This is a genomic window from Ferdinandcohnia sp. SAFN-114 (assembly GCF_059415045.1).
The window spans coordinates 16,834-36,111 of the sequence record NZ_JBPFDQ010000033.1 but is presented as its reverse complement, the minus strand read 5'-3'; the positions used below and the strand labels follow the sequence as shown (position 1 = coordinate 36,111).

Genomic DNA, 19,278 nt, shown 5'->3' with positions numbered 1-19,278 from the left:
CTTGATTATCACATAGGTTAATGGCTATTCTATATATGAGTCAATAATAGAAAGAGGGATTTTTTATGGCAGAAAAAACATTTACAATTACAAGTGACGCTGGCTTACATGCAAGACCAGCTACAAAGCTCGTACATAAAGCAAGTCAATTTCAATCAGAAATTACACTTACTTTCAACGGTAAATCTGTAAACCTTAAATCAATTATGGGTGTAATGTCTCTTGGTGTACCAAAAGGTTCACAAATCGTGATTCAAGCTGAAGGTAATGATGCAGATGCAGCCTTAGAAGGAATTGGGTCTGTGTTAAAAGAAGAAAACTTAGGTGAATAACACCAAATAAAAACAACCATCCATTCAGATGGTTGTTTTAACTTTATTCAGCAATTATCCAGACATATCGAACAGTAGAATGAATGGAGGATGCCACAGATTTCAATGGAAAGTTTTCGAGCATAAGATCAAAGACTAAGTACGCCACTTCCTGTGGCAACGTCTTTATGACCCACCTCGTGAGCTAAAAAATCTAGGCACAAATGAGCCAAGACATATTTGAATCACGCAGTTTCTTCATCTTCATCCTTTGATAGAACTAATGCCCCATGACGAATTAAGTATTGAAAATGGGAAAGTGGGAAGACCCCTTTTTGCTTTGATTCCAGTTCAATTCGAACTGAAGTATGATTTATCTCAACAACTTTTAACGTTTTTGCTTCACATAAATTCGGAATGAATTTTGAAGTAATACCAAATTCCATATTATTTACTAGTTCAAGGTTTTCTCTTGCCAATTTTGTTCACCACCTTCTTCATATACGTAATATGTCCAATACGTAGAAAATCATACCATCTTTTCAAGGGATTGCTATTAATTTGATTTTGCAGTTCGCATTATTGGAATTTTATTGATAAAATCGTTAATATTTATATATGAATACATATTTATTTAGAGTTTGGAGGATTCACATTTGAAACCGATAAAAAAAGAAGACATTCAGGATATAATTAACCGTTTTGCCAATCAAAACGTTTATATTCACCTTGAAACTACAAATGGCGCATATGCAGTGCATTCTGGCGCTAAAAAAACATCAGCGGGTGCATTTATTCGAAATGCCCTTGTTACGTATACAGAAGGAAAAATCGTTGGAAATGATCCGTACCGTGTTGGCCTTAAGATGGATATTGGCTGGATTTATGCAGAAGGGTTAACAGATTGGGAGCTTGACGAGAAGGACCGTTTATTACTAGCAGGTCATGATGAGGAAGGCAAACTCGCAGTTGCGCTGCAAATTAGCACAACCCCATTCTAGAGTTTTGGAACTTCAACGGCATATTTTAATAAAAGGAGTAGTAAAATGGAGCGACATATTTTAATTGTATTGCCACATCCAGATGATGAAGCATTTGGAGTATCAGGTTTAATTAGTTTAAATACACAAAAAGGGGTTCCTGTTACATATGCCTGCCTAACCCTTGGGGAAATGGGCAGAAATTTAGGAAATCCGTTTTTTGCAACGAGAGAAACCCTGCCTGAGATTCGAAAAAAAGAACTAAGAGAAGCTTGTAAAGCATGTGGAATAAGCGATCTCCGCATGCTAGGATATCGTGATAAAACATTAGAATTTTTAGATTCAGAAAGAATCGCAGACACAATTGAGGAAATCATCAAGGAAGTAAATCCATCTCTTGTTATTACATTCTATCCTGGACATGGTGTCCATCCTGACCATGATGCAACAGGAGAAGCAACCATTCGTGCAGTTAAGCGTATTCCGAAAGAAAATAGACCAACTGTTTACTGCAAAGCAATCACTCATGACCGTGTTGAAAAAATTGGTGAACATGATGTTGAATTCGATGTAAGTGAAGTATTAGACAAGAAGATTGCGACATTGAAAGCACATCGTTCCCAAACAGAAGGCTTGATGGGAAATCTGCTCCAAAAGATTGATGACAGTGATAATGAAATTATTGAGTGGCTACGAACAGAAGTATATTGGACATATAAGTTTGACGATTAAGTACTTAGAGCCCATCTTTTGATGGGCTCTCGGGTATAAAAGGAGCTATATTGAAAATGGATCCTGTTAATTTTGATCAACTCTTAAAAGCATATCAGTCGCTTTGGATGAATCGTCGGCTATGGCAAAAGGACATGAGCAGTGAAGACATTCTGCGTTCCACAATTCGAAGGGATATACTAGATGAATTGACCCATCCAAGACTTCGCAAAACTCCCTATGAAAAATTTTTTATGGCAAGCAGACGAATTTTCGACTCCAGTCTATCAATTGAAGAAAAGCTTCAGTTGCAGCATGTCTATCTTGAGGAAATGGAAAATGTGAAGAAATTGTAAACAAAACAAGAAAATATTTACAATTAGTACTAATTTCTGTTGTACAACTCCTTAGTTTCCCTTATAATCTGATGATAATAAGAGAGACTCGTCAAAATATCTCAGCATGTCTAGATTTGAAAGGGGTATTTTTATGGAGATGAATATGTATATGGAGATTTCAATCATATTATTTTTGATTTTTGCATTTAGCTTCGCACATTCCATTTTTAAAGGAACACATAAAAGAGTAGCCAAAATACTTAGTGGAACATTTATCAGTTTATGTTCGTTTGCCATTGTCTGGAGAGCAACGAGTCTGTGGTCGTATTTTCATTAAATAAATAGATATTGAACAAAAAGAGCGAGTTGGTTTTCGCTCTTTTTTCATTGCTCTTCTTCTTCAAAAATAGAATTAATTTTTTCAGGTGAAACAATGTATAACCCCATTTCCTCTTCTAATTCTTCGATTGATTTATTTTGTACAGTCTCGTCTTTTGATGTAAAGTCTTCCATTTTTCTCACCTCAAAACTAGTATGTCCATTAATTGAATAGTTCCTACTCTGATAGAAAAACTAACTATATATGTAGGATAGGAGACGAAATCATGAGATTTGGGAGTCATATTAGTATTAGGGAAGGGTATTTAGGGGCTGCCCAACATGCAAAAAAAATTGGAGCACATGCCTTTCAATACTTTCCAAAAAATCCACGAAGCCTGTCAGTTAAAGAATATAATATTCTTGATGCACAAGAATGTGCGAAATTTTGTAAAGAGCATGATATCCAAACCATTGCCCATACACCGTATCCAACCAATTTAGTTGCGGATGAAGGACAAATCGACCATGTTAAGAACTCGTTATTAAATGATTTAGAGATTGCAAATGAATGCGGATCGATTGGTGTAGTTGTTCATTTTGGTGTATTGAAAAACGCTTCAGACCCACTAGAAGGCTATCAGCGGATGATTGGAACCCTCAATGAGGTTCTGTCGAAGTGGGAGGGGGAAGCAATGCTTTTATTAGAAAATAATGCCGGTAAAAGTGGGCCAACTGGCACAATGCTTGAAGAGCTAGTCCAAGTAAGGCAGCTAACAGAGTTTCCTGATAAAATTGGTTTTTGTTTAGATACTTGCCATGTATTCGCAAGCGGTGTTTGGGATGGAGACAATTGGGATGAGGTTGGAGCAAAAGGGACTGAACTCGGTTTTTTTGAACATTTAAAAGCGGTTCATTTAAACAATTCAGCATACCCAACTAGGTCTATGAAGGACCGACATGCCAATATCCCTTTTGGGGAGATAAAAGTAGAACAAATCAAAGAATTATTAACAAGTTCCGTGTTTGGTGATATTCCGTTTGTACTCGAAACCCCTCACGAGAATCACTTTTCCCATGAGAAAGAGATCAAGTTTTTGAATGAGATGATGGAGTAATTGACTAACAGCCATAAACGAAAAATATCGGCTATAAATTTACATTAACGGCCATAAAAATAAAAGATTGACCATAAAATCAAAATAATGTCCATAAAGTTAAATTTAGAGAAAATTTCACACACAAAAACCAGCCCTCAAAAGGCTGGTTTCCTTCATTCTTCACTAAACTTCACATGTGCTGCTCTTTTCTGGACAATGACTAAACGACCAGATAATGTTACAGCACCGGCAGCTAACCCTACTATCAAGCCAATCCAATAACCGAACGCACCAAGCGTTGTAAATTTTGCCAAGACATATCCTACAGGCAAACCAATCACCCAATAAGAGATAAGTGTCATCACAAAAGTCGTGTTTACGTCCTTATATCCACGCAGTGCACCTTGAATTGGTGCCGCAATGGCATCTGAAAGCTGAAAAAACAGCGCATATAGTAAAAATTGAGTCGTTAACCCGATAACTGCGGCATTTGTAGAGTACATTTTTGCAATTGGCTCTTGAAACAAAAGTATAATCATTGAACAAACAAGCGCCATAATAACAGCGATACAAATGCCAAGTATACTATATTGTTTTGCATCCTTAAATCGTTTCGCTCCGACCTCAAAGCCAACAACGATTGTAAGTCCCATCGAAATACTTAAAGGAATCATGTAGAGCAAACTCGCAAAGTTAATTGCGACTTGGTGAGCTGCAATGGTAGTCGTATTAAATTCACTCATTAGCAATGTAACTGCTGAGAAAATACTTGTTTCAAAAAAGATTGCAAACCCAATCGGCAACCCAAGTTTTAAGATTTCTCCCCAGCTTGAAAAGGATACTGAGTAAAGTTTCCGTAAAACACGATATTCAGTAAATGGAGGTCGACTTAAAATAATCCAAACAGCTAAAAACACAATCAGCCAATAGGTAATCGCTGTGGCATAACCTGCACCCGCACCACCTAACTCAGGAAAACCAAACTTCCCAAAAATCAACAGATAATTAAACAATACATTAATTGGTAACGAAGAAAGAGTAATAATCATCGTCACCCGTGTATGACCCAGTGCGTCAATAAATGATCTCAATACAGAATAAACAAAAAGAGGAACAATTCCAAATGAAAGTCCAATCAGATATTCCTTAGCTATTTCTCGTACTTCGGATTCAAGGTTCATAAAACCTAAAATTGGGTCAAGCACAAATCCACCAATTATAGCAACGACTATAGCGACGACAACAGAGATGTAGATACCTTGCATAACGGAATATGGAACCTTATTCTTTTGTCTTGCTCCAACATACTGAGCGATAATGGGTGTCATCGCTACTAATATCCCCGACAAGCCTGTGTATACCGGTACCCAAAGACTTGAACCAATCGCAACCCCTGCAAGGTCGTTTGCTCCAGCGCGACCAGACATCATCGTATCCACAAAATTTATGAGATTAAGACCAATCTGTGTGGCCAAAATTGGAAAGAGGATATGGAAAAATAATTTAGTTTTTTCTTTTAAATTAAATGTTTGATGCATAGATGATTTCCTTTTGCCTTCCTTGATGATTAAAGGATTATATCACAAAAATGACAAAATGGTAGGTGAAAATTATTCGATTGACAACCAATACTCGTCCTTTTTTCATTTTTAGTGTAAAGTAGTACATGTGTATGAAAATAGCAAATCTAATCGAAACTAGGAGTAAAAGGGGGAATCCGACTTGATAAAGTTATTTTCAGATAGTGATTTAGACGGAGTAGGATGTGGACTTGTTGCCAAACTGGCATTTGGTGAAGAGGTTGATGTCTCCTATTGCTCTTACCGAAACTTAAACGAGCGTGTGGAAAAATATATTGAAAACCCAGAACACCGTCAAGCAAAAGTATACATAACCGATCTTGCAGTGAACGATAAAAACGAAAAAGCATTGGAAAAACGTCATAAGGCGGGTCACTACATACAAATGGTTGACCATCATAAGACAGCCATGCATTTTAATAAATATGACTGGGGATTTGTACAGGCTGAATATGAGACAGGTAAGAAAACTTGTGCAACTTCGCTCTACTATGAATTTCTTCTTGAAAAGAACCTCATCCAAAAACATAATGGCTTAGAGGAGTTTATTGAACTTGTAAGATTATATGATACATGGGAATGGGAAACTGAAAATCGCATAGAAGCGAAACGCTTAAATGATTTATTTTTTATTATTGGAATTGAAGAGTTTGAAACGAAGATGCTAGAACGACTTCAGAACAATCGAGATACTTTCCAGTTAACAGAAGCGGAAGAATTTCTTTTAGATACCGAAGATAAGAAAATTGAAAGATATATTAACTCAAAAAATAGACAAATGGTGCAAACCTTCATTGAAGATTATTGTGTGGGAGTTGTTCATGCAGAACAATACATTTCTGAACTTGGAAATGCACTTGGAAAGCTAAATCCTCATCTTGATTTAATTGCTATACTAAATGTTGGCACTAAAAAAATTGGACTTCGTACCATATATGATGAGGTCGATGTTTCTGAATTTGCGAAGCGATTCGGCGGCGGAGGGCATCCAAAAGCATCAGGATGCTCACTTGGCGATACAGCATTTGAGCTTTTCGTCAAAAATACATTCCCATTATATGCAATTCGCCATGATGCACCTGAAAACCAACTCAATCTCAAAGTGAATGATAATGGCACTCTGTTTGTAAATCGAAAAGGGGAAAAGTCCTTTATATTTAAAAAGGACGCTCGCTGGGTGATTCACCACGATAAAAAAACACTCGATGCAAAGTTTTCAACGTTTGAAGAAGCCGAGCGCTTTATAAAACGTCAATTTGCAAGTGGCTTAGCCTTCGATAATGAGCTAATTGCCTATATTGGTGATCATCTTAATAAGAAAGGGGATGCGATTAAAGCAAACCTCGATGGCGCACTTGTAAGTCTAAAGAACCAATTTTAAATGAAACGTGTGTTCGTATGGTAAAATGTGTTATAATGAATAAGCAATAGTTTGTCCAATAAGGGTGGTCGGCTAAGCTCCCAAATGAAAGGGGGTGATGCCTATATGACGATATATGAGAGCCTTGTGTTAATGCTTTCGTTCGCGTCGCTTGTTGTTGCGATTTTATCTTTTGACAACAATAAAAAATAGACCTCCCTTTTTCCGCTAAAAATCGGGTGAGGTCTATTTTATCTTAGGCTGATCCTCTTAGTGGGACCATTCTATTGCTAGGCCGTAGATGCTCGCAACATCTGCGGTCTATTTGTATTTTACGAGTATTTAATATTATAATACCATATCTTAATAAAAAATGTCACAAATACTTGAATTTCAAGGTGTATTCATTGCTCTCACGTACAAACTTCGGTAAAATACGTGGGGATATAAAAGGTTGTTCAAAAAGTCCGGTGAAAAATGACACGACGAATTTCTGAGTTGGCTTGTTTTTTAGTTCCTCACGTATTATCTATATACGTTCTGGTACTCTGGAGTTCGCACCGCCTTGCAATTTCTATGCACAGGAAGTGGCGTCCTTGTCGACGTGGTCCTTTTCATCCTCCTTTTTGAACTCACATTATAAACATATGTATGAGAGGATTTGATACTTCATGACGATTCAGCTAGAAGAATTGAAGTTACCGATAGAAATACAAACTGAGATTTCAAATAGAAAGAATAAAGGTTCTGATGATGAACTATTAATCGGAAAAGGTGGTTACACACCTTCAGATATCAATATTATTCGAGATGCGATTATTGCACTAAGCATCGGTAAAAATGTGCTACTAAAAGGCCCAACTGGTTCAGGAAAAACAAAGCTTGCTGAAACCATTTCTCAGTTATTCCAACAGCCTATGTACAGTATAAACTGCTCAGTCGACCTAGATGCAGAAGCCTTACTTGGCTACAAAACCATTCAAGAGCATGATGGAAAAATGAAAATTGAATTTGTTTCTGGACCTGTAATCAATGCAATGAAGAAAGGCTATTTACTCTATATCGATGAAATCAATATGGCAAAACCAGAAACATTGCCAATATTAAACGGTGTCCTTGATTATCGTAAAATGATCACTAATCCGTTTACTGCTGAAGTAGTACGTGCAGAGAATGACTTCGGGGTCATTGCCGCAATTAACGAGGGCTATGTGGGAACCGTACCTTTAAATGAGGCATTGAAAAACCGCTTTGTCGTAATTGAGGTACCATATATTCAAGGAGAAACCCTTAAAGAAGTTCTTCAAACTCAAACAGCATTGAAGGATGAAAAGGTAATCAATAAATTTGTATCCTTGTCTGCTGATTTAATTACACAGGTTCGAGGTGGTATGCTTTCTGAAGAAGCAGCATCCATTCGGGCATTGATTGATACTTGTGATTTAGCCATGTATATGCCACCATTACGCGCGATTGAACGTGGTATCATTGAAAAATTAGAAGATGAACGTGAGAAAGCAGCCGTTAAAAATATAGCAGAAACTCTGTTTGAGTGAGGTTTTTACAATGAGATTTATTCAATTTAATGATAAAAAGGTCGACTCCTTTCTATTCATGGAATTATCGGACCTTGCCAAAACAATCTCAAAAAATCCTGAACTCGAAATAGAGTTAGGCTATAAATCTTATCTTGACCCGATCCAGCAGAAGATTATCATTAGTCATTTTTGGGATAATCGCGCAACTAGCGACAAACGATATGGACTATTAAGTGATGTCTTTTTACGGACTATTGGTAGCATGAAATATACGGATTTTAAAGAAATTGATCGTTATTTATCATTCTGTAGAAAAAGCGATCTTCCAAGTTTCGCGAAGCAATTGTTTATGCTGTTTGAAGATAGTCGTTTGGAAGAACTATGTAAAAAAGAACGGCCAGGAACACGAAAATCCTTTACCGAAAGACGACGTATTTATCGCAAGTATTATGAGGATCAGCTCCATGTCAATATTGTTAAAAGTGTACCGACTGACGCTTTGTTTACAAGCATTTTTGTACTATTAACGGCTGAGACACCTCTTGAAGAAATTCCGACGATTCAACAAAAAATAGATCTCGTGATTCCGTTTTTACGAGGGCAAATTGAGAAAGTCTTTGATGCAAAAAATACAAAGGATATCATCAAAATTTGCATGGAAATCATTGAAGTACTTGAGGATGTGCTTGATGAAGATATGTTAAATACGTATTTTCATTTACCAGAACTTGATTATGAAGTACTTGAAGATGGCTTAACAATTGATGATTTGAAACGGAAAGATAAGTTAAAAAATAACGATGTGCTTGATGATGTCAAAAAAGGGGATGAAGATATCCATGAGGAGAAGTTCGAAACCTGGCATCGTGAAACAAGTACACCAACAAAAAGCTTTTTACAATTTGATTTAGAACAAGGTTCACGAACGAATCTGATGGGTGAAGGGGCAAGAGAAGGAGAAGAGGGTGACCAAGCGTTAGGGATTGCCCAAGGCTCGTCTAAACAAAGTAAAAATAAAGACTATTCCAAGATGGAAGCAATGGAAATGGTACATTCTGAAAAAGAAGGTTCCTCAGAAGCTGAATTTGGAAAGGAAAATCGCTTTGCATACCCTGTCTTCAAGAACACACGAAAACCAACGGACGAAGAAGTGATCCAATATGAAAAAAACAAATCGGTCATTGCGCCTTATCAGAAAAAGCTTAAGCAGATGATCCTTAAAACATTGGAACATAAAAAGAATCTCCCTAGAGGGGATTTGCATTTTGGAAGACTAAATAAGAAGCTAATTCGTATCTTTACAGACGACAATCCTAGATTATTTTATAAAAAAGAACAGCCATCCCATCAAATTGATGCGGTATTCTCATTGTTAGTGGATTGTTCAGCATCGATGTACGATAAAATGGACCAAACAAAGTTAGGGATTGCACTCTTTCACGAAGCGTTAAAATCTGTCCAAGTTCCTCATGATGTGACAGGTTTTTGGGAGGACACCAATGATGCCGATAGTACAAAACAACCGAACTATCTGCAAACAGTGATTGATTTCGATTCGAGCCTAAAGCGTAGCTACGGAGCGGAAATCATGCAGCTTGAGCCAGAAGAAGACAATCGTGACGGTTTTTCGATTCGTTTGCAAACGAAGAAATTATTACAACGTACCGAGAAACAAAAATTCTTACTTGTCTTTTCTGACGGAGAGCCCGCAGCATTTGATTATGAGCAAAATGGTATTATTGATACACACGAAGCCGTATTAAAAGCACGAAAACATGGAATCGAAGTCATCAACGTCTTCTTATCAAATGGAGAAATTGATGAAGGTCAACAAACAACGATCCAAAACATATACGGTAAGTACAGTATTTTAGTACCAAACATCGAGCAATTACCAGATGTCCTGTTCCCATTACTGAAAAAGCTATTATACAAAAGTATTTAACAAGATTATTTTGTCTTTTTCAATAATTGATACCAAGTTGATCGGAGCATAAGGTGGCGACTCCTCGAAAATATATTCACATTTTCTTCGTGCGTGGGTTATTTCAAAGAAGCAAATTCAAGTCCAGCGGGAAAAGGTGAGACTTGAGACCCCGCAGGAGCGGCAGCGACTTGTTCAGTTTCAGCGGCTAGAAACTCGAGAAATTTCAACTCTCCTTCAGAGGCAAATTACGCCTCTTTGTCGGAGTGGCCAAATTTTCTCGTTTCTGTGCAAGCCGCCTCCACATTTCGTTGAGAAGGCTCAAGCCACGCCCGCGGAAAGCGTCCACCTGAAGCGAAAGTCAACAATATAAAAAACAACAAAGCTTAGTAAAACAGCCTTTTTTCAAAAATACGGCTAATAAAAAAGTTTTATGGCTGATAATTTAGATTTATGGCCGATAAATTAATTTTACGGCCAATAACAAGACTTTATGGCTGATAGCCACTATGTCATAGAAATCGATAAAAAAAGATCCAGCTACTTTAGCTGGATTTTTTCTGTACTAGAATGTTATCCCATCCCCAATCATATGATGAATTATCAAGTAATGAGGGGTGAAGGATGTGCAGGATTCAAAGCGATTTACACAAATTCCAGAAGAACTCATATCAAAGTATTTTACATTAAGTGAACAGGCTAAGGTAATTGAGAAGGAATTAAAAGAAATGAAGAAGGTTATTAATGTGTATTTTGATGAGACGGTAGGAAAGCAAGAAAAAGGGGAGTCAATCGTTGGAGATTACAAGATTCAACGACAAATACGTACCTCTGAAAGCTATCATGATGAAAAACTGGTTAAGAAATTAGAAGAACTTAATCTTGTCGATTGCATCCAAATTATAAAACAACCTGACCGTCAGAAAATTGATGCTGCAATTACACTAGGTCTTCTTGGACAAGCAGACATTGAGGATTGTATTGTCACAAAAACTACAAATGCAATCACTGTACGTAAACAATAAAAACAGGAGAGGTTTCTCTCCTGTTTTTACTACTTGTCTAGCTTTAGGCGCCATCGGCCCAAGGTCACAAGCCATTCGATTCTGAAGGCGAAAAGTGCATTCTGTCAACGTTTGTCTAGTGCTTGTCGCCCATGCCGGGAAGGCTAGGATTCCAGCGTTGGCACAGGGATTGCTCTTAGCGGAATTGGGGCGCCTTGCACTTTTCTATTAATCTACGACAATATAACCAATCATCGGACCGTTATTATTAATATCGGAGTGATTCAAGCAAATGATACGATACATGCCTTCTTTCTCAAAGTTTGCATTAATCGTGATTTCTTCTCCTTTTTTCACTGTACCTTTGATGTCTGTACCTTCGATATAGAATGAGTGCTCTTTGCCATTTACCCCATAAATATTAAAGGTAACTTCCTTACCTTGAGGAACATAGACCGTCCCAGGATTCCAGAAATAGGATTCAATTTCTTTGCCTTCATCTGTTTTTGATTTTAATTCTCCAGTTGTAATATGTATTACAACATCATCTTTGGCAGTTGTTTGTGGGGCTATCGTTGGAATAATCTCAGGCTGCAGCCAAACCCAACCTCCTATCATTACCACTGCAGCAACAAAAGCGGCAACAATCCAACTTCTTTTAATCACAACAAATTTCATAATCAACCCTCCTAATGTTTGTCTCCCTATAATGTATGCTTGACCCACTCGAAAACTTGTCTACTATTTAAGTTTTTTTAAAATTCTAAAAAGGAGTTTTGCGAAATATGTAGAATATTATAGAATATATAACTACGAACTTAAGAACTGATTGAAGTGAAGGAAAGGACTTGAACGGAATGAATCCTGTAGTAGGAGAACTGATTTATTATCTTGAAAGCAATCTATCGCTTTTTTTAACATCTTGGAAAGATAAAGCCGTAATGTCTGAAACTGACATTCATAAAGAAAAATTAGTTTTAAATGGGTTAACAATGTTTGAACTGATAAAAAACTCAATGATTAACCCAATTGATGAAGAAGCACTAAAATCGTTTGCGTATAAACTAGCCAAAGAACGAGTAGAAGCGAATATTAATATCGGGGAATTCATTTATAATGTAAATTTAGGTAGAACAGAAATTTTAAAATACATATACCGTTCTAAACTAGATCATGATCAATTAGACCCTATATTTGAAGAAGTGAATCGGATTTTTGATCTGTTCTCCTATTATGCTGTTTCCAAATACACGGAAATAAAAGAGAATCAGCTCCAGGAAAAAATTCAATACATAGACCAAAGCCATCAAGAGCGGCTAACCATTTTGGGACAAATGGCATCTACATTTGTTCATGAATTCCGTAATCCGCTTACGGCAGTTATCGGTTTTGTTAAATTAATTGGAAATGATAACCCTAACATAAAATATTTAGATATCATCAGTCATGAACTAAATCAGTTGAATTACAAAATTTCGCAATTTCTTCACGTATCTAAGAAGGAATTAATTGAGAAAAGTGAAAATGAGGTTTCATTACTCGATTTATTTACTGAAATTACGGAGTTTATTTATGCTAGTATTTTAGATGGTGATGTAAAAGTACATACAAATATTGGATCAAACATTTATATTACTGTTAATGAGGATGAAATTAGACAAGTATTGTTGAATATTCTAATGAACTCCATTGACGCATTAAAACAAAGAGAAACCGATCGCAATATTATCATAAAGGGCTATAACCTTGATAATCAAATTATTGTGTCTATTTCTAACAATGGCCCAGCCATACCTAAGGAATCCTTGGATACGATATTTGAACCCTTTTATACAACAAAGGAATTTGGTACAGGGATTGGACTTTTTGTTTGTAAAAAAATCATTGAAAAACACGGTGGATCCATATCATGTTCATCAGATTCAAATTTAACGGAATTTAAAATCGTCTTACCATATAGTAATGCTAGCTAAACTCGGGAAAAGAACCGAGTTTTTTTATGTCTTGTTCCAGGCGCCATCGGCTCGAGATCATAAGCCTTCTGAAGGCCAAATGCACCTTCTGTCAGCGCTTGTCTTATACTTGTCACCGATTAGAAGGCTCCTTGCACTTTTCATTATGTCCAAAAATAGGAATCGTGTATAATAGGAAGAGTGAATTGGAGGAATTTATATGAAATCACTTGTTCTTGCAGAAAAACCTTCTGTAGGAAGAGACATTGCACGTATCCTTAATTGCCATAAGAAAGGGAATGGCTTTTTCGAAGGAGATCAATATATTGTGACATGGGCACTTGGCCATCTTGTTACATTAGCAGACCCTGAAAAATACGGAGACCAATATAAATCATGGAAATTAGAGGATCTACCGATTATACCGAATCCTCTAAGCCTCGTTGTAATTAAGCAAACAGGTAAACAATATAGTGCCGTAAAAACACAAATGCATCGTAAAGATGTCAATGAGATTATTATCGCAACAGATGCCGGTCGTGAAGGTGAACTTGTTGCTAGATGGATTATTGAAAAATCAAATACACGTAAGCCCATCAAACGTTTATGGATTTCATCAGTGACTGATAAAGCAATTAAGCAAGGTTTCGCAAACTTAAAGAGCGGGAAGGAATATGAGAATCTTTATTCCTCAGCCGTTGCCCGTGCCGAAGCTGACTGGTTAGTCGGAATCAATGCAACAAGAGCATTGACAACAAAGTTCAATGCACAGCTCTCTTGTGGACGAGTGCAAACTCCAACGTTAGCCATTATTGCAAAGCGTGGAGAAGAAATTCGCAACTTTAAACCAATACCTTACTTTGAAATAAATGCATTAACGGACAGCTTAACCTTGAAGTGGCAACATGAAAAAACAAAGGAACAACGTATTTTTAAAAAAGAAGTTTCAACTTCCATTCTACATTCCCTTCAGGGACAAGAAGCTAAAATTACAGACGTGCAAACTGCACAAAAGAAAAGCTATGCACCACAGCTCTATGATTTAACAGAGCTTCAACGTGATGCAAATAAACGTTTCGGATTTTCAGCTAAGGAGACTTTAAATGTTCTTCAAAAGCTTTACGAACAACACAAACTTGTTACGTACCCAAGAACCGATTCAAAATTTCTATCAACAGATATTATAGATACTCTGAAAGATCGAATTGAGGCTTGTATGGTACAACCATACGCGAAACTCGGTGCCAAGATACTAAAAAGCGGAATTAAAACAAACAAGTCGTTTGTTGATAACAGCAAGGTAACCGACCACCATGCAATAATTCCAACGGAGGAACGCCCAAGCATACAGGCTCTATCCGCAAAGGAAGAAAAATTATATGATTTAATCGTAAAACGCTTCTTAGCCGTTTTTCTTCCACCGTATACCTATGAACAAAAAACCGTTCAGGCACGCATAGGCAAAGAACTGTTCGTGGCAAAAGGGATTACTGTTGCTTCACTAGGTTGGAAAGAAGTAATTACTTCGATTGATGAGAATGATGATGCAGGTCAAATACCGGCAACCATACATCCAGGAATGAGCCTAAAGGTTCTATCTGTTAAGGAAATCGAAAAAGAAACGCAGCCACCAAAGCCATTCAATGAAGGAACCTTACTTTCCGCAATGGAGAATCCAGCAAAATATATGGCTGGAGAAAGCAAGGAGTTAATTGAAACCATTGGTAAAACAGGCGGATTAGGTACGGTAGCGACACGCGCGGATATCATTGATAAACTTTTTAATACATTTTTAATCGAAAAAAGAGGGCAAGATATCCACATCACCAATAAGGGAAAACAACTCTTAGAGCTAGTACCTGATGATTTAAAATCTCCTGTACTCTCAGCGGAGTGGGAACAGAAGCTTGAACAAATCGCAAAAGGCAGATTAAAAAAGAATACGTTTATATCAGATATCAAGCAGTACACAAAGGAAGTCGTCAAAGACATAAAAATGAGTGATTCAAGGTTTAAGCACGACAATATCACAGGCACAAAATGTCCTGATTGTGGGAAATTAATGCTTGAGGTTAATGGTAAAAAGGGAAGAATGCTCGTTTGTCAGGACCGTGAATGTGGTCATCGTAAAAATATTGCAAAATTAACAAATGCAAGATGCCCGAACTGCCACAAAAAATTGGAGTTACGTGGAGAAGGGGAAGGACAATTATTTGTTTGTAAATGCGGACACCGGGAAAAACTCTCGACATTCAACGAGCGACGTAAAAAGAACCAATCCGGTAAACTATCTAAACGAGAAGTCTCCAATTATATGAAAAAACAACAAAAAGAAGAACCAATAAATACAGCATTAGCAGATGCCTTAGCAAAGCTAAAGCTTGATAAATAGGTTTGTTTGGTTCCACCAATTAGAAACCTGAGTCTAAAGTAGACTCAGGTTTCCCTATGTTTATTTTTTCTTACCTTCATTTGTGCTGTAATAGAATTTTGCTGTAATCGAACCATCTTCGTTTTCAACAATATCCGTCACATGGATTCCGGAATCGGCAGGTGTTGATCCATAGCCTTTCCAGAAGTAGTATGAACCAGTGTGAACATTGCCAGAAACAGGGGTGATTTTATCGCCTGACTTAAAGAAGTCACCAGCATCTCCGCGGTTTACATATTTTTCAAGATCATATTTTCCATCTGCTTGTAACACTGAGAGTCCATAATGTGTTACAACTGTACCATCGCTTGCAGTCTGAGACTGGTTGTGTTGGAATCTTTTATTCATCCAATTCGCGACGTTATTTGGACGGAAACCAGCAGTTTGGTATAAATTGATGATATTTTCATCCACATGCCATGCTACTAACCCATGTGCATCTCCACCTTGGCGGATTAACCCTTGGTTAAAGCCACTTTGTTGAACATTTTCAAATAAGAAATATTCTGTTCCGTTAGAACCTGGAACCGCCATTTTTACGATTCCATTGTCGTCATCCGCTTGATCAATGGAAGGTAAGGTAATTTTCTGAACTCCATCATCTGGTTTCACTTCGATTGGATTCACCCAACCTAAGAAAATTTTAGAGAATGGGTCAAAATGAGTAGGAGAGTTACCGTTGTATTGGAGTGCATCAGGGTAACGCATCCAAGATCCACCCGCCATCATTGAGTAGTTACCAACACCTTCAGAGTTATATGCTGTATCATAGAAATCTGGTAATCCCAACGCGTGACCAAATTCATGTGCGTATACACCAACCTGTGCAGGGTATGGTCCTGTCACAGATGCTTCATCATATTCGCCAGTTGCCACGTTAAATCCGGCTACATTTCCACCAATCGCTGGTTGGATATTGTAATTGTTAACAATTACGCCATCATAGGTCATTGCTTCATCTTCCGTCTTCGCAATCCATTCATCTTGGCTCATGCCTTCATAGACATCAGCTGGTATACCCGTTTCATAGTATTTACCATAATAAAGAGCACTTAATAGATTCCATTTATGGGACCAGAATTGAGCAGGATCACGACTCCATTCCGCTCCAGTTCCTTCGTGAACGATAAAAATGTTCGGAACTTCTCCCTTTTCAGCGTATTTAGAGAAATCAATTTGATCATCAGCTGCCTTCAAAAGGTCACGAACAAACTCACCCGTATGTGCATCGCCATTTACGTTACCAAGAACATACCTTCCATTTTCAGCATATGTTCCTTCTTGATCGAGGTAATAAGATGCTCCTTTAGGTAGTTCCACCCAAGCAAACTCAGTATTTTCATGTCTCATTAAGTGCGTTTTTCCATAACTTGATTCTTGATAGGCGTTTTGCATGGTACGATCCTTAGGTACGTTGGGACCGTCGTATTCTTTAAAAACATCAAGTTCATACGGATTGTATTCGGTTCCAAAAATAAGATCCTCATAATATTTGGCAGGAACCTGGCCATCAAGATCACCAATCGGTTCATCTCCATCTTTATACTTTGCGAGAATTACCAAAACTGGAATATCCCCTGTGGCTTCTTTGTAAGCTACATGATTATCACCAGGTTGTTGAAACTTCTTGCCGTTATTCGCGATTTTTTCAGCTGGGTCCACTTTTGACACATCAAATCCTAACTCTTTCGCCTTGTCTGCTAGTTCTGGAGTCACAGCAACATATTTCGCAAGACTTAAGTCATACTTGCTAGTTTCAACCGAAGAGGACTCATCAAGTTGAAAACCTGTAAGCACAACACTCCCAGCTAAAGCAAGAGTAAGACCTGCTTTTGATAATACTTTTAACAAAAACATCACTCCTTTATGTATGCTAGAGAAAATATAACAGAATATTCGGAAATAAATAAGATTCGTTCGTCCTAACTATCCATGTGACCTAGTTCTCATTATTTATAAAATCGAGAAATAGTCCTAGGTTATAGTTAAAAAGACATGGATCTTTTTGAGTAATAATATTTAACGAAGTATCTAATTTTTGTTGGGGAAATGCAGGTGATTTTATTGCAAGAATAGAAATATGTATTACTGAAAGTATATTGCAAGGAGTTTTTTTATGAGAAACGAACAAGAGATGATGGAACTTATCCTGAATATCGCAAAGGAAGACGAACGTATTCGGGCTGCCTACATGAACGGTTCAAGAACGAATCCAAATGTTCCAAAAGATATTTTTCAAGATTACGACATTGTATATGTAGTTACTAATACTCATTCTTTTATAGAGGATGATCACTGGATGAATAATTTTGGAGAATTACTCATGTTACAGGAGCCTGATAAAAATGATAAATTATGCGGAGCTAATCTAGATTTTGCTCACTCTTACGGTTATTTGATGCTTTTCAAAGACGGAAATCGAATTGATCTTCACATTGAAACAATAGAAAGAATGCTTGAAGGTTATGGTAGTGATAAACTAACCGTTCCTTTAGTGGATAAAGACAATATCTTACCAACCATTCCTGCTCCAACAGATATTGATCATCAGGTCAATCAACCCACCGAAGCTATGTTTTTTAGCAGTTGCAATGATTTTTGGTGGTGTTTGCAAAATGTTGCGAAAGGAATTTGGCGTGACGAGTTACCATTTGCTAAGCAGATGTTTGAAATAGTGATTAGGCATCGCTTGGATGAAATGGTCGAATGGTGGATTGGGTGTAACACTGATTTTCAGGTTTCGGTTGGAAAAATGGGGAAGTATTTCAAAAGATATCTTCCAGTACCCTATTGGCAGCAGTACGAAAAAACATATTCAGATCATAACTATGAGCACTTTTGGGATTCTATATTTATCACTTGTCATTTATTTAGAACACTAGCAATTGAAGTGGCAGAACAGCTTTCGTTTACATATCCCATTGAGGATGACCGGGGTATGAGCGAGTATTTGAAGCATGTGAGACATTTACCGTCAGACGCCAAAGAAATTTATTAAAACCGGAAAGGGGAATGCCTTGTGTCAGAGACAATTTATGATCTTGAAGACGTAATGAAAATGTTAGATTCTTTACTACGAGAGCCCACTCATTTTTGGGATACTTTTTATACTGACAGAGAAAAAAGCATACCCTTCTTTGTAAACTCTCCTGATGAAAACTTAGTTTCATACTTCGAAAGAAATTTCTTCTCTGGTGGTAAAGTTTTGGATTTAGGATGTGGGCCGGGTCGAAACGCAATTTACTTTGCTGCAAAAGGATGTACAGTTGATGCTGTCGATTTATCTGAAGAATCTCTCAAGGAGGCCGAAGAACGTGCTACTGAGAGTAAGTTACAAGTAAGCTTCATTCATAAGAATATTTTTGATTTAGAGATTGAAAATGGGGCTTACGATATTGTATATGACTCAGGTTGCTTTCACCATATTGCTCCTCATCGAAGGATATCATACATAAATTTAGTGAAAAAGGCATTAAAACCTAATGGTTACTTTGCAATTACTTGCTTTGAGGAGGGCGGAGAATTTGGTGGTTCTAATATCTCCGATTGGGAGGTTTATAGATTACGCAGTCTAAAGGGTGGCTTAGGCTACACCCCTCAAAAGTTAAAGTCTGTTTTTAAAGAGTTTAAAGCTATCGAAATAAGAGAAATGAAGGTATTTGAACAGCCAGAAGAAGTTTTTGGTGTACCTGGTTTTTTAACAGCATTATTTCAAAAATAGTGAGGTTTTG

Annotated in this window: 20 protein-coding genes; 15 read left to right on the top strand and 5 right to left on the bottom strand. The window is 37.2% G+C overall.

The window, feature by feature from the left end:
* Positions 1-65 precede the first annotated feature (65 nt).
* Positions 66-332, top strand: coding sequence for a phosphocarrier protein HPr (locus ACR65M_RS12305; protein WP_121448641.1), 267 nt, complete (start codon positions 66-68; stop codon positions 330-332).
* 224 nt (positions 333-556) lie between these two features.
* Here the strand turns inward: ACR65M_RS12305 and ACR65M_RS12300 are convergent, their stop codons facing one another.
* A complete protein-coding gene (locus tag ACR65M_RS12300) occupies positions 557-790 on the bottom strand; it encodes a hypothetical protein (protein ID WP_121448642.1) in 234 nt (77 codons plus the stop codon).
* Positions 791-967: 177 nt separating this feature from the next.
* Between ACR65M_RS12300 and ACR65M_RS12295 the strand changes: the two genes are divergently transcribed.
* From ACR65M_RS12295 to ACR65M_RS12280, 4 genes are all read left to right on the top strand, one after another.
* A complete protein-coding gene (locus ACR65M_RS12295; protein ID WP_121448643.1) occupies positions 968-1,312 on the top strand; it encodes a DUF1806 family protein in 345 nt (114 codons plus the stop codon).
* Between the two features lie 45 nt (positions 1,313-1,357).
* Complete coding sequence (gene bshB2, locus ACR65M_RS12290) at positions 1,358-2,023, top strand: bacillithiol biosynthesis deacetylase BshB2 (protein WP_440273446.1); 666 nt, start codon at positions 1,358-1,360, stop codon at positions 2,021-2,023.
* 56 nt (positions 2,024-2,079) lie between these two features.
* Positions 2,080-2,358 carry a protein YoyC gene (gene yoyC / locus ACR65M_RS12285; protein WP_341331635.1) on the top strand — a complete coding sequence of 93 codons (279 nt, stop codon included), beginning with the start codon at positions 2,080-2,082 and terminating at the stop codon, positions 2,356-2,358.
* A 133-nt stretch (positions 2,359-2,491) separates the two neighbouring features.
* Positions 2,492-2,677: a hypothetical protein gene (locus ACR65M_RS12280; protein ID WP_341331636.1), complete on the top strand. Its 186-nt coding sequence runs from the start codon at positions 2,492-2,494 to the stop codon at positions 2,675-2,677.
* Between the two features lie 47 nt (positions 2,678-2,724).
* Here the strand turns inward: ACR65M_RS12280 and ACR65M_RS12275 are convergent, their stop codons facing one another.
* Positions 2,725-2,853, bottom strand: a complete 129-nt coding sequence (locus ACR65M_RS12275) for a hypothetical protein (RefSeq protein ID WP_341331637.1) — start codon at positions 2,851-2,853, stop codon at positions 2,725-2,727.
* 92 nt (positions 2,854-2,945) lie between these two features.
* Between ACR65M_RS12275 and ACR65M_RS12270 the strand changes: the two genes are divergently transcribed.
* Positions 2,946-3,776: a deoxyribonuclease IV gene (locus ACR65M_RS12270; protein ID WP_341331638.1), complete on the top strand. Its 831-nt coding sequence runs from the start codon at positions 2,946-2,948 to the stop codon at positions 3,774-3,776.
* 155 nt (positions 3,777-3,931) lie between these two features.
* Here the strand turns inward: ACR65M_RS12270 and ACR65M_RS12265 are convergent, their stop codons facing one another.
* On the bottom strand, positions 3,932-5,296 hold the full coding sequence (locus ACR65M_RS12265; protein WP_440273445.1) for an MATE family efflux transporter: 1,365 nt from the start codon (positions 5,294-5,296) through the stop codon (positions 3,932-3,934).
* Positions 5,297-5,480: 184 nt separating this feature from the next.
* Between ACR65M_RS12265 and ACR65M_RS12260 the strand changes: the two genes are divergently transcribed.
* From ACR65M_RS12260 to ACR65M_RS12240, 5 genes are all read left to right on the top strand, one after another.
* Positions 5,481-6,719 carry a DHH family phosphoesterase gene (locus tag ACR65M_RS12260; protein ID WP_341331640.1) on the top strand — a complete coding sequence of 413 codons (1,239 nt, stop codon included), beginning with the start codon at positions 5,481-5,483 and terminating at the stop codon, positions 6,717-6,719.
* A gap of 84 nt (positions 6,720-6,803) precedes the next feature.
* Positions 6,804-6,911 (top strand): putative holin-like toxin, encoded by a 108-nt coding sequence (locus ACR65M_RS12255; protein ID WP_373604844.1) that lies wholly within the window; start codon positions 6,804-6,806, stop codon positions 6,909-6,911.
* Between the two features lie 458 nt (positions 6,912-7,369).
* A complete protein-coding gene (locus ACR65M_RS12250; protein WP_341331641.1) occupies positions 7,370-8,254 on the top strand; it encodes an ATP-binding protein in 885 nt (294 codons plus the stop codon).
* Between the two features lie 10 nt (positions 8,255-8,264).
* The gene (locus ACR65M_RS12245; protein ID WP_341331642.1) at positions 8,265-10,181 is read left to right on the top strand and encodes a vWA domain-containing protein; all 1,917 of its coding nucleotides are present in this window, start codon (positions 8,265-8,267) and stop codon (positions 10,179-10,181) included.
* A 605-nt stretch (positions 10,182-10,786) separates the two neighbouring features.
* Complete coding sequence (locus ACR65M_RS12240) at positions 10,787-11,185, top strand: hypothetical protein (protein ID WP_341331643.1); 399 nt, start codon at positions 10,787-10,789, stop codon at positions 11,183-11,185.
* Positions 11,186-11,392: 207 nt separating this feature from the next.
* On the opposite strand, the gene ACR65M_RS12235 is transcribed toward ACR65M_RS12240, so the two are convergent.
* Positions 11,393-11,842 (bottom strand): cupredoxin domain-containing protein, encoded by a 450-nt coding sequence (locus ACR65M_RS12235; protein WP_341331644.1) that lies wholly within the window; start codon positions 11,840-11,842, stop codon positions 11,393-11,395.
* Positions 11,843-12,021: 179 nt separating this feature from the next.
* Between ACR65M_RS12235 and ACR65M_RS12230 the strand changes: the two genes are divergently transcribed.
* Positions 12,022-13,137: a histidine kinase N-terminal domain-containing protein gene (locus tag ACR65M_RS12230; RefSeq protein ID WP_341331645.1), complete on the top strand. Its 1,116-nt coding sequence runs from the start codon at positions 12,022-12,024 to the stop codon at positions 13,135-13,137.
* A gap of 199 nt (positions 13,138-13,336) precedes the next feature.
* Positions 13,337-15,508 (top strand): DNA topoisomerase III, encoded by a 2,172-nt coding sequence (locus tag ACR65M_RS12225; RefSeq protein ID WP_341331646.1) that lies wholly within the window; start codon positions 13,337-13,339, stop codon positions 15,506-15,508.
* A gap of 60 nt (positions 15,509-15,568) precedes the next feature.
* On the opposite strand, the gene ACR65M_RS12220 is transcribed toward ACR65M_RS12225, so the two are convergent.
* The gene (locus ACR65M_RS12220; protein ID WP_440273444.1) at positions 15,569-17,398 is read right to left on the bottom strand and encodes a M6 family metalloprotease domain-containing protein; all 1,830 of its coding nucleotides are present in this window, start codon (positions 17,396-17,398) and stop codon (positions 15,569-15,571) included.
* Positions 17,399-17,663: 265 nt separating this feature from the next.
* Between ACR65M_RS12220 and ACR65M_RS12215 the strand changes: the two genes are divergently transcribed.
* Both ACR65M_RS12215 and ACR65M_RS12210 read left to right on the top strand, forming a co-directional pair.
* Positions 17,664-18,545: an aminoglycoside 6-adenylyltransferase gene (locus ACR65M_RS12215; RefSeq protein ID WP_440273443.1), complete on the top strand. Its 882-nt coding sequence runs from the start codon at positions 17,664-17,666 to the stop codon at positions 18,543-18,545.
* Positions 18,546-18,566: 21 nt separating this feature from the next.
* Complete coding sequence (locus ACR65M_RS12210; RefSeq protein WP_440273442.1) at positions 18,567-19,268, top strand: class I SAM-dependent methyltransferase; 702 nt, start codon at positions 18,567-18,569, stop codon at positions 19,266-19,268.
* Positions 19,269-19,278: the final 10 nt, after the last annotated feature.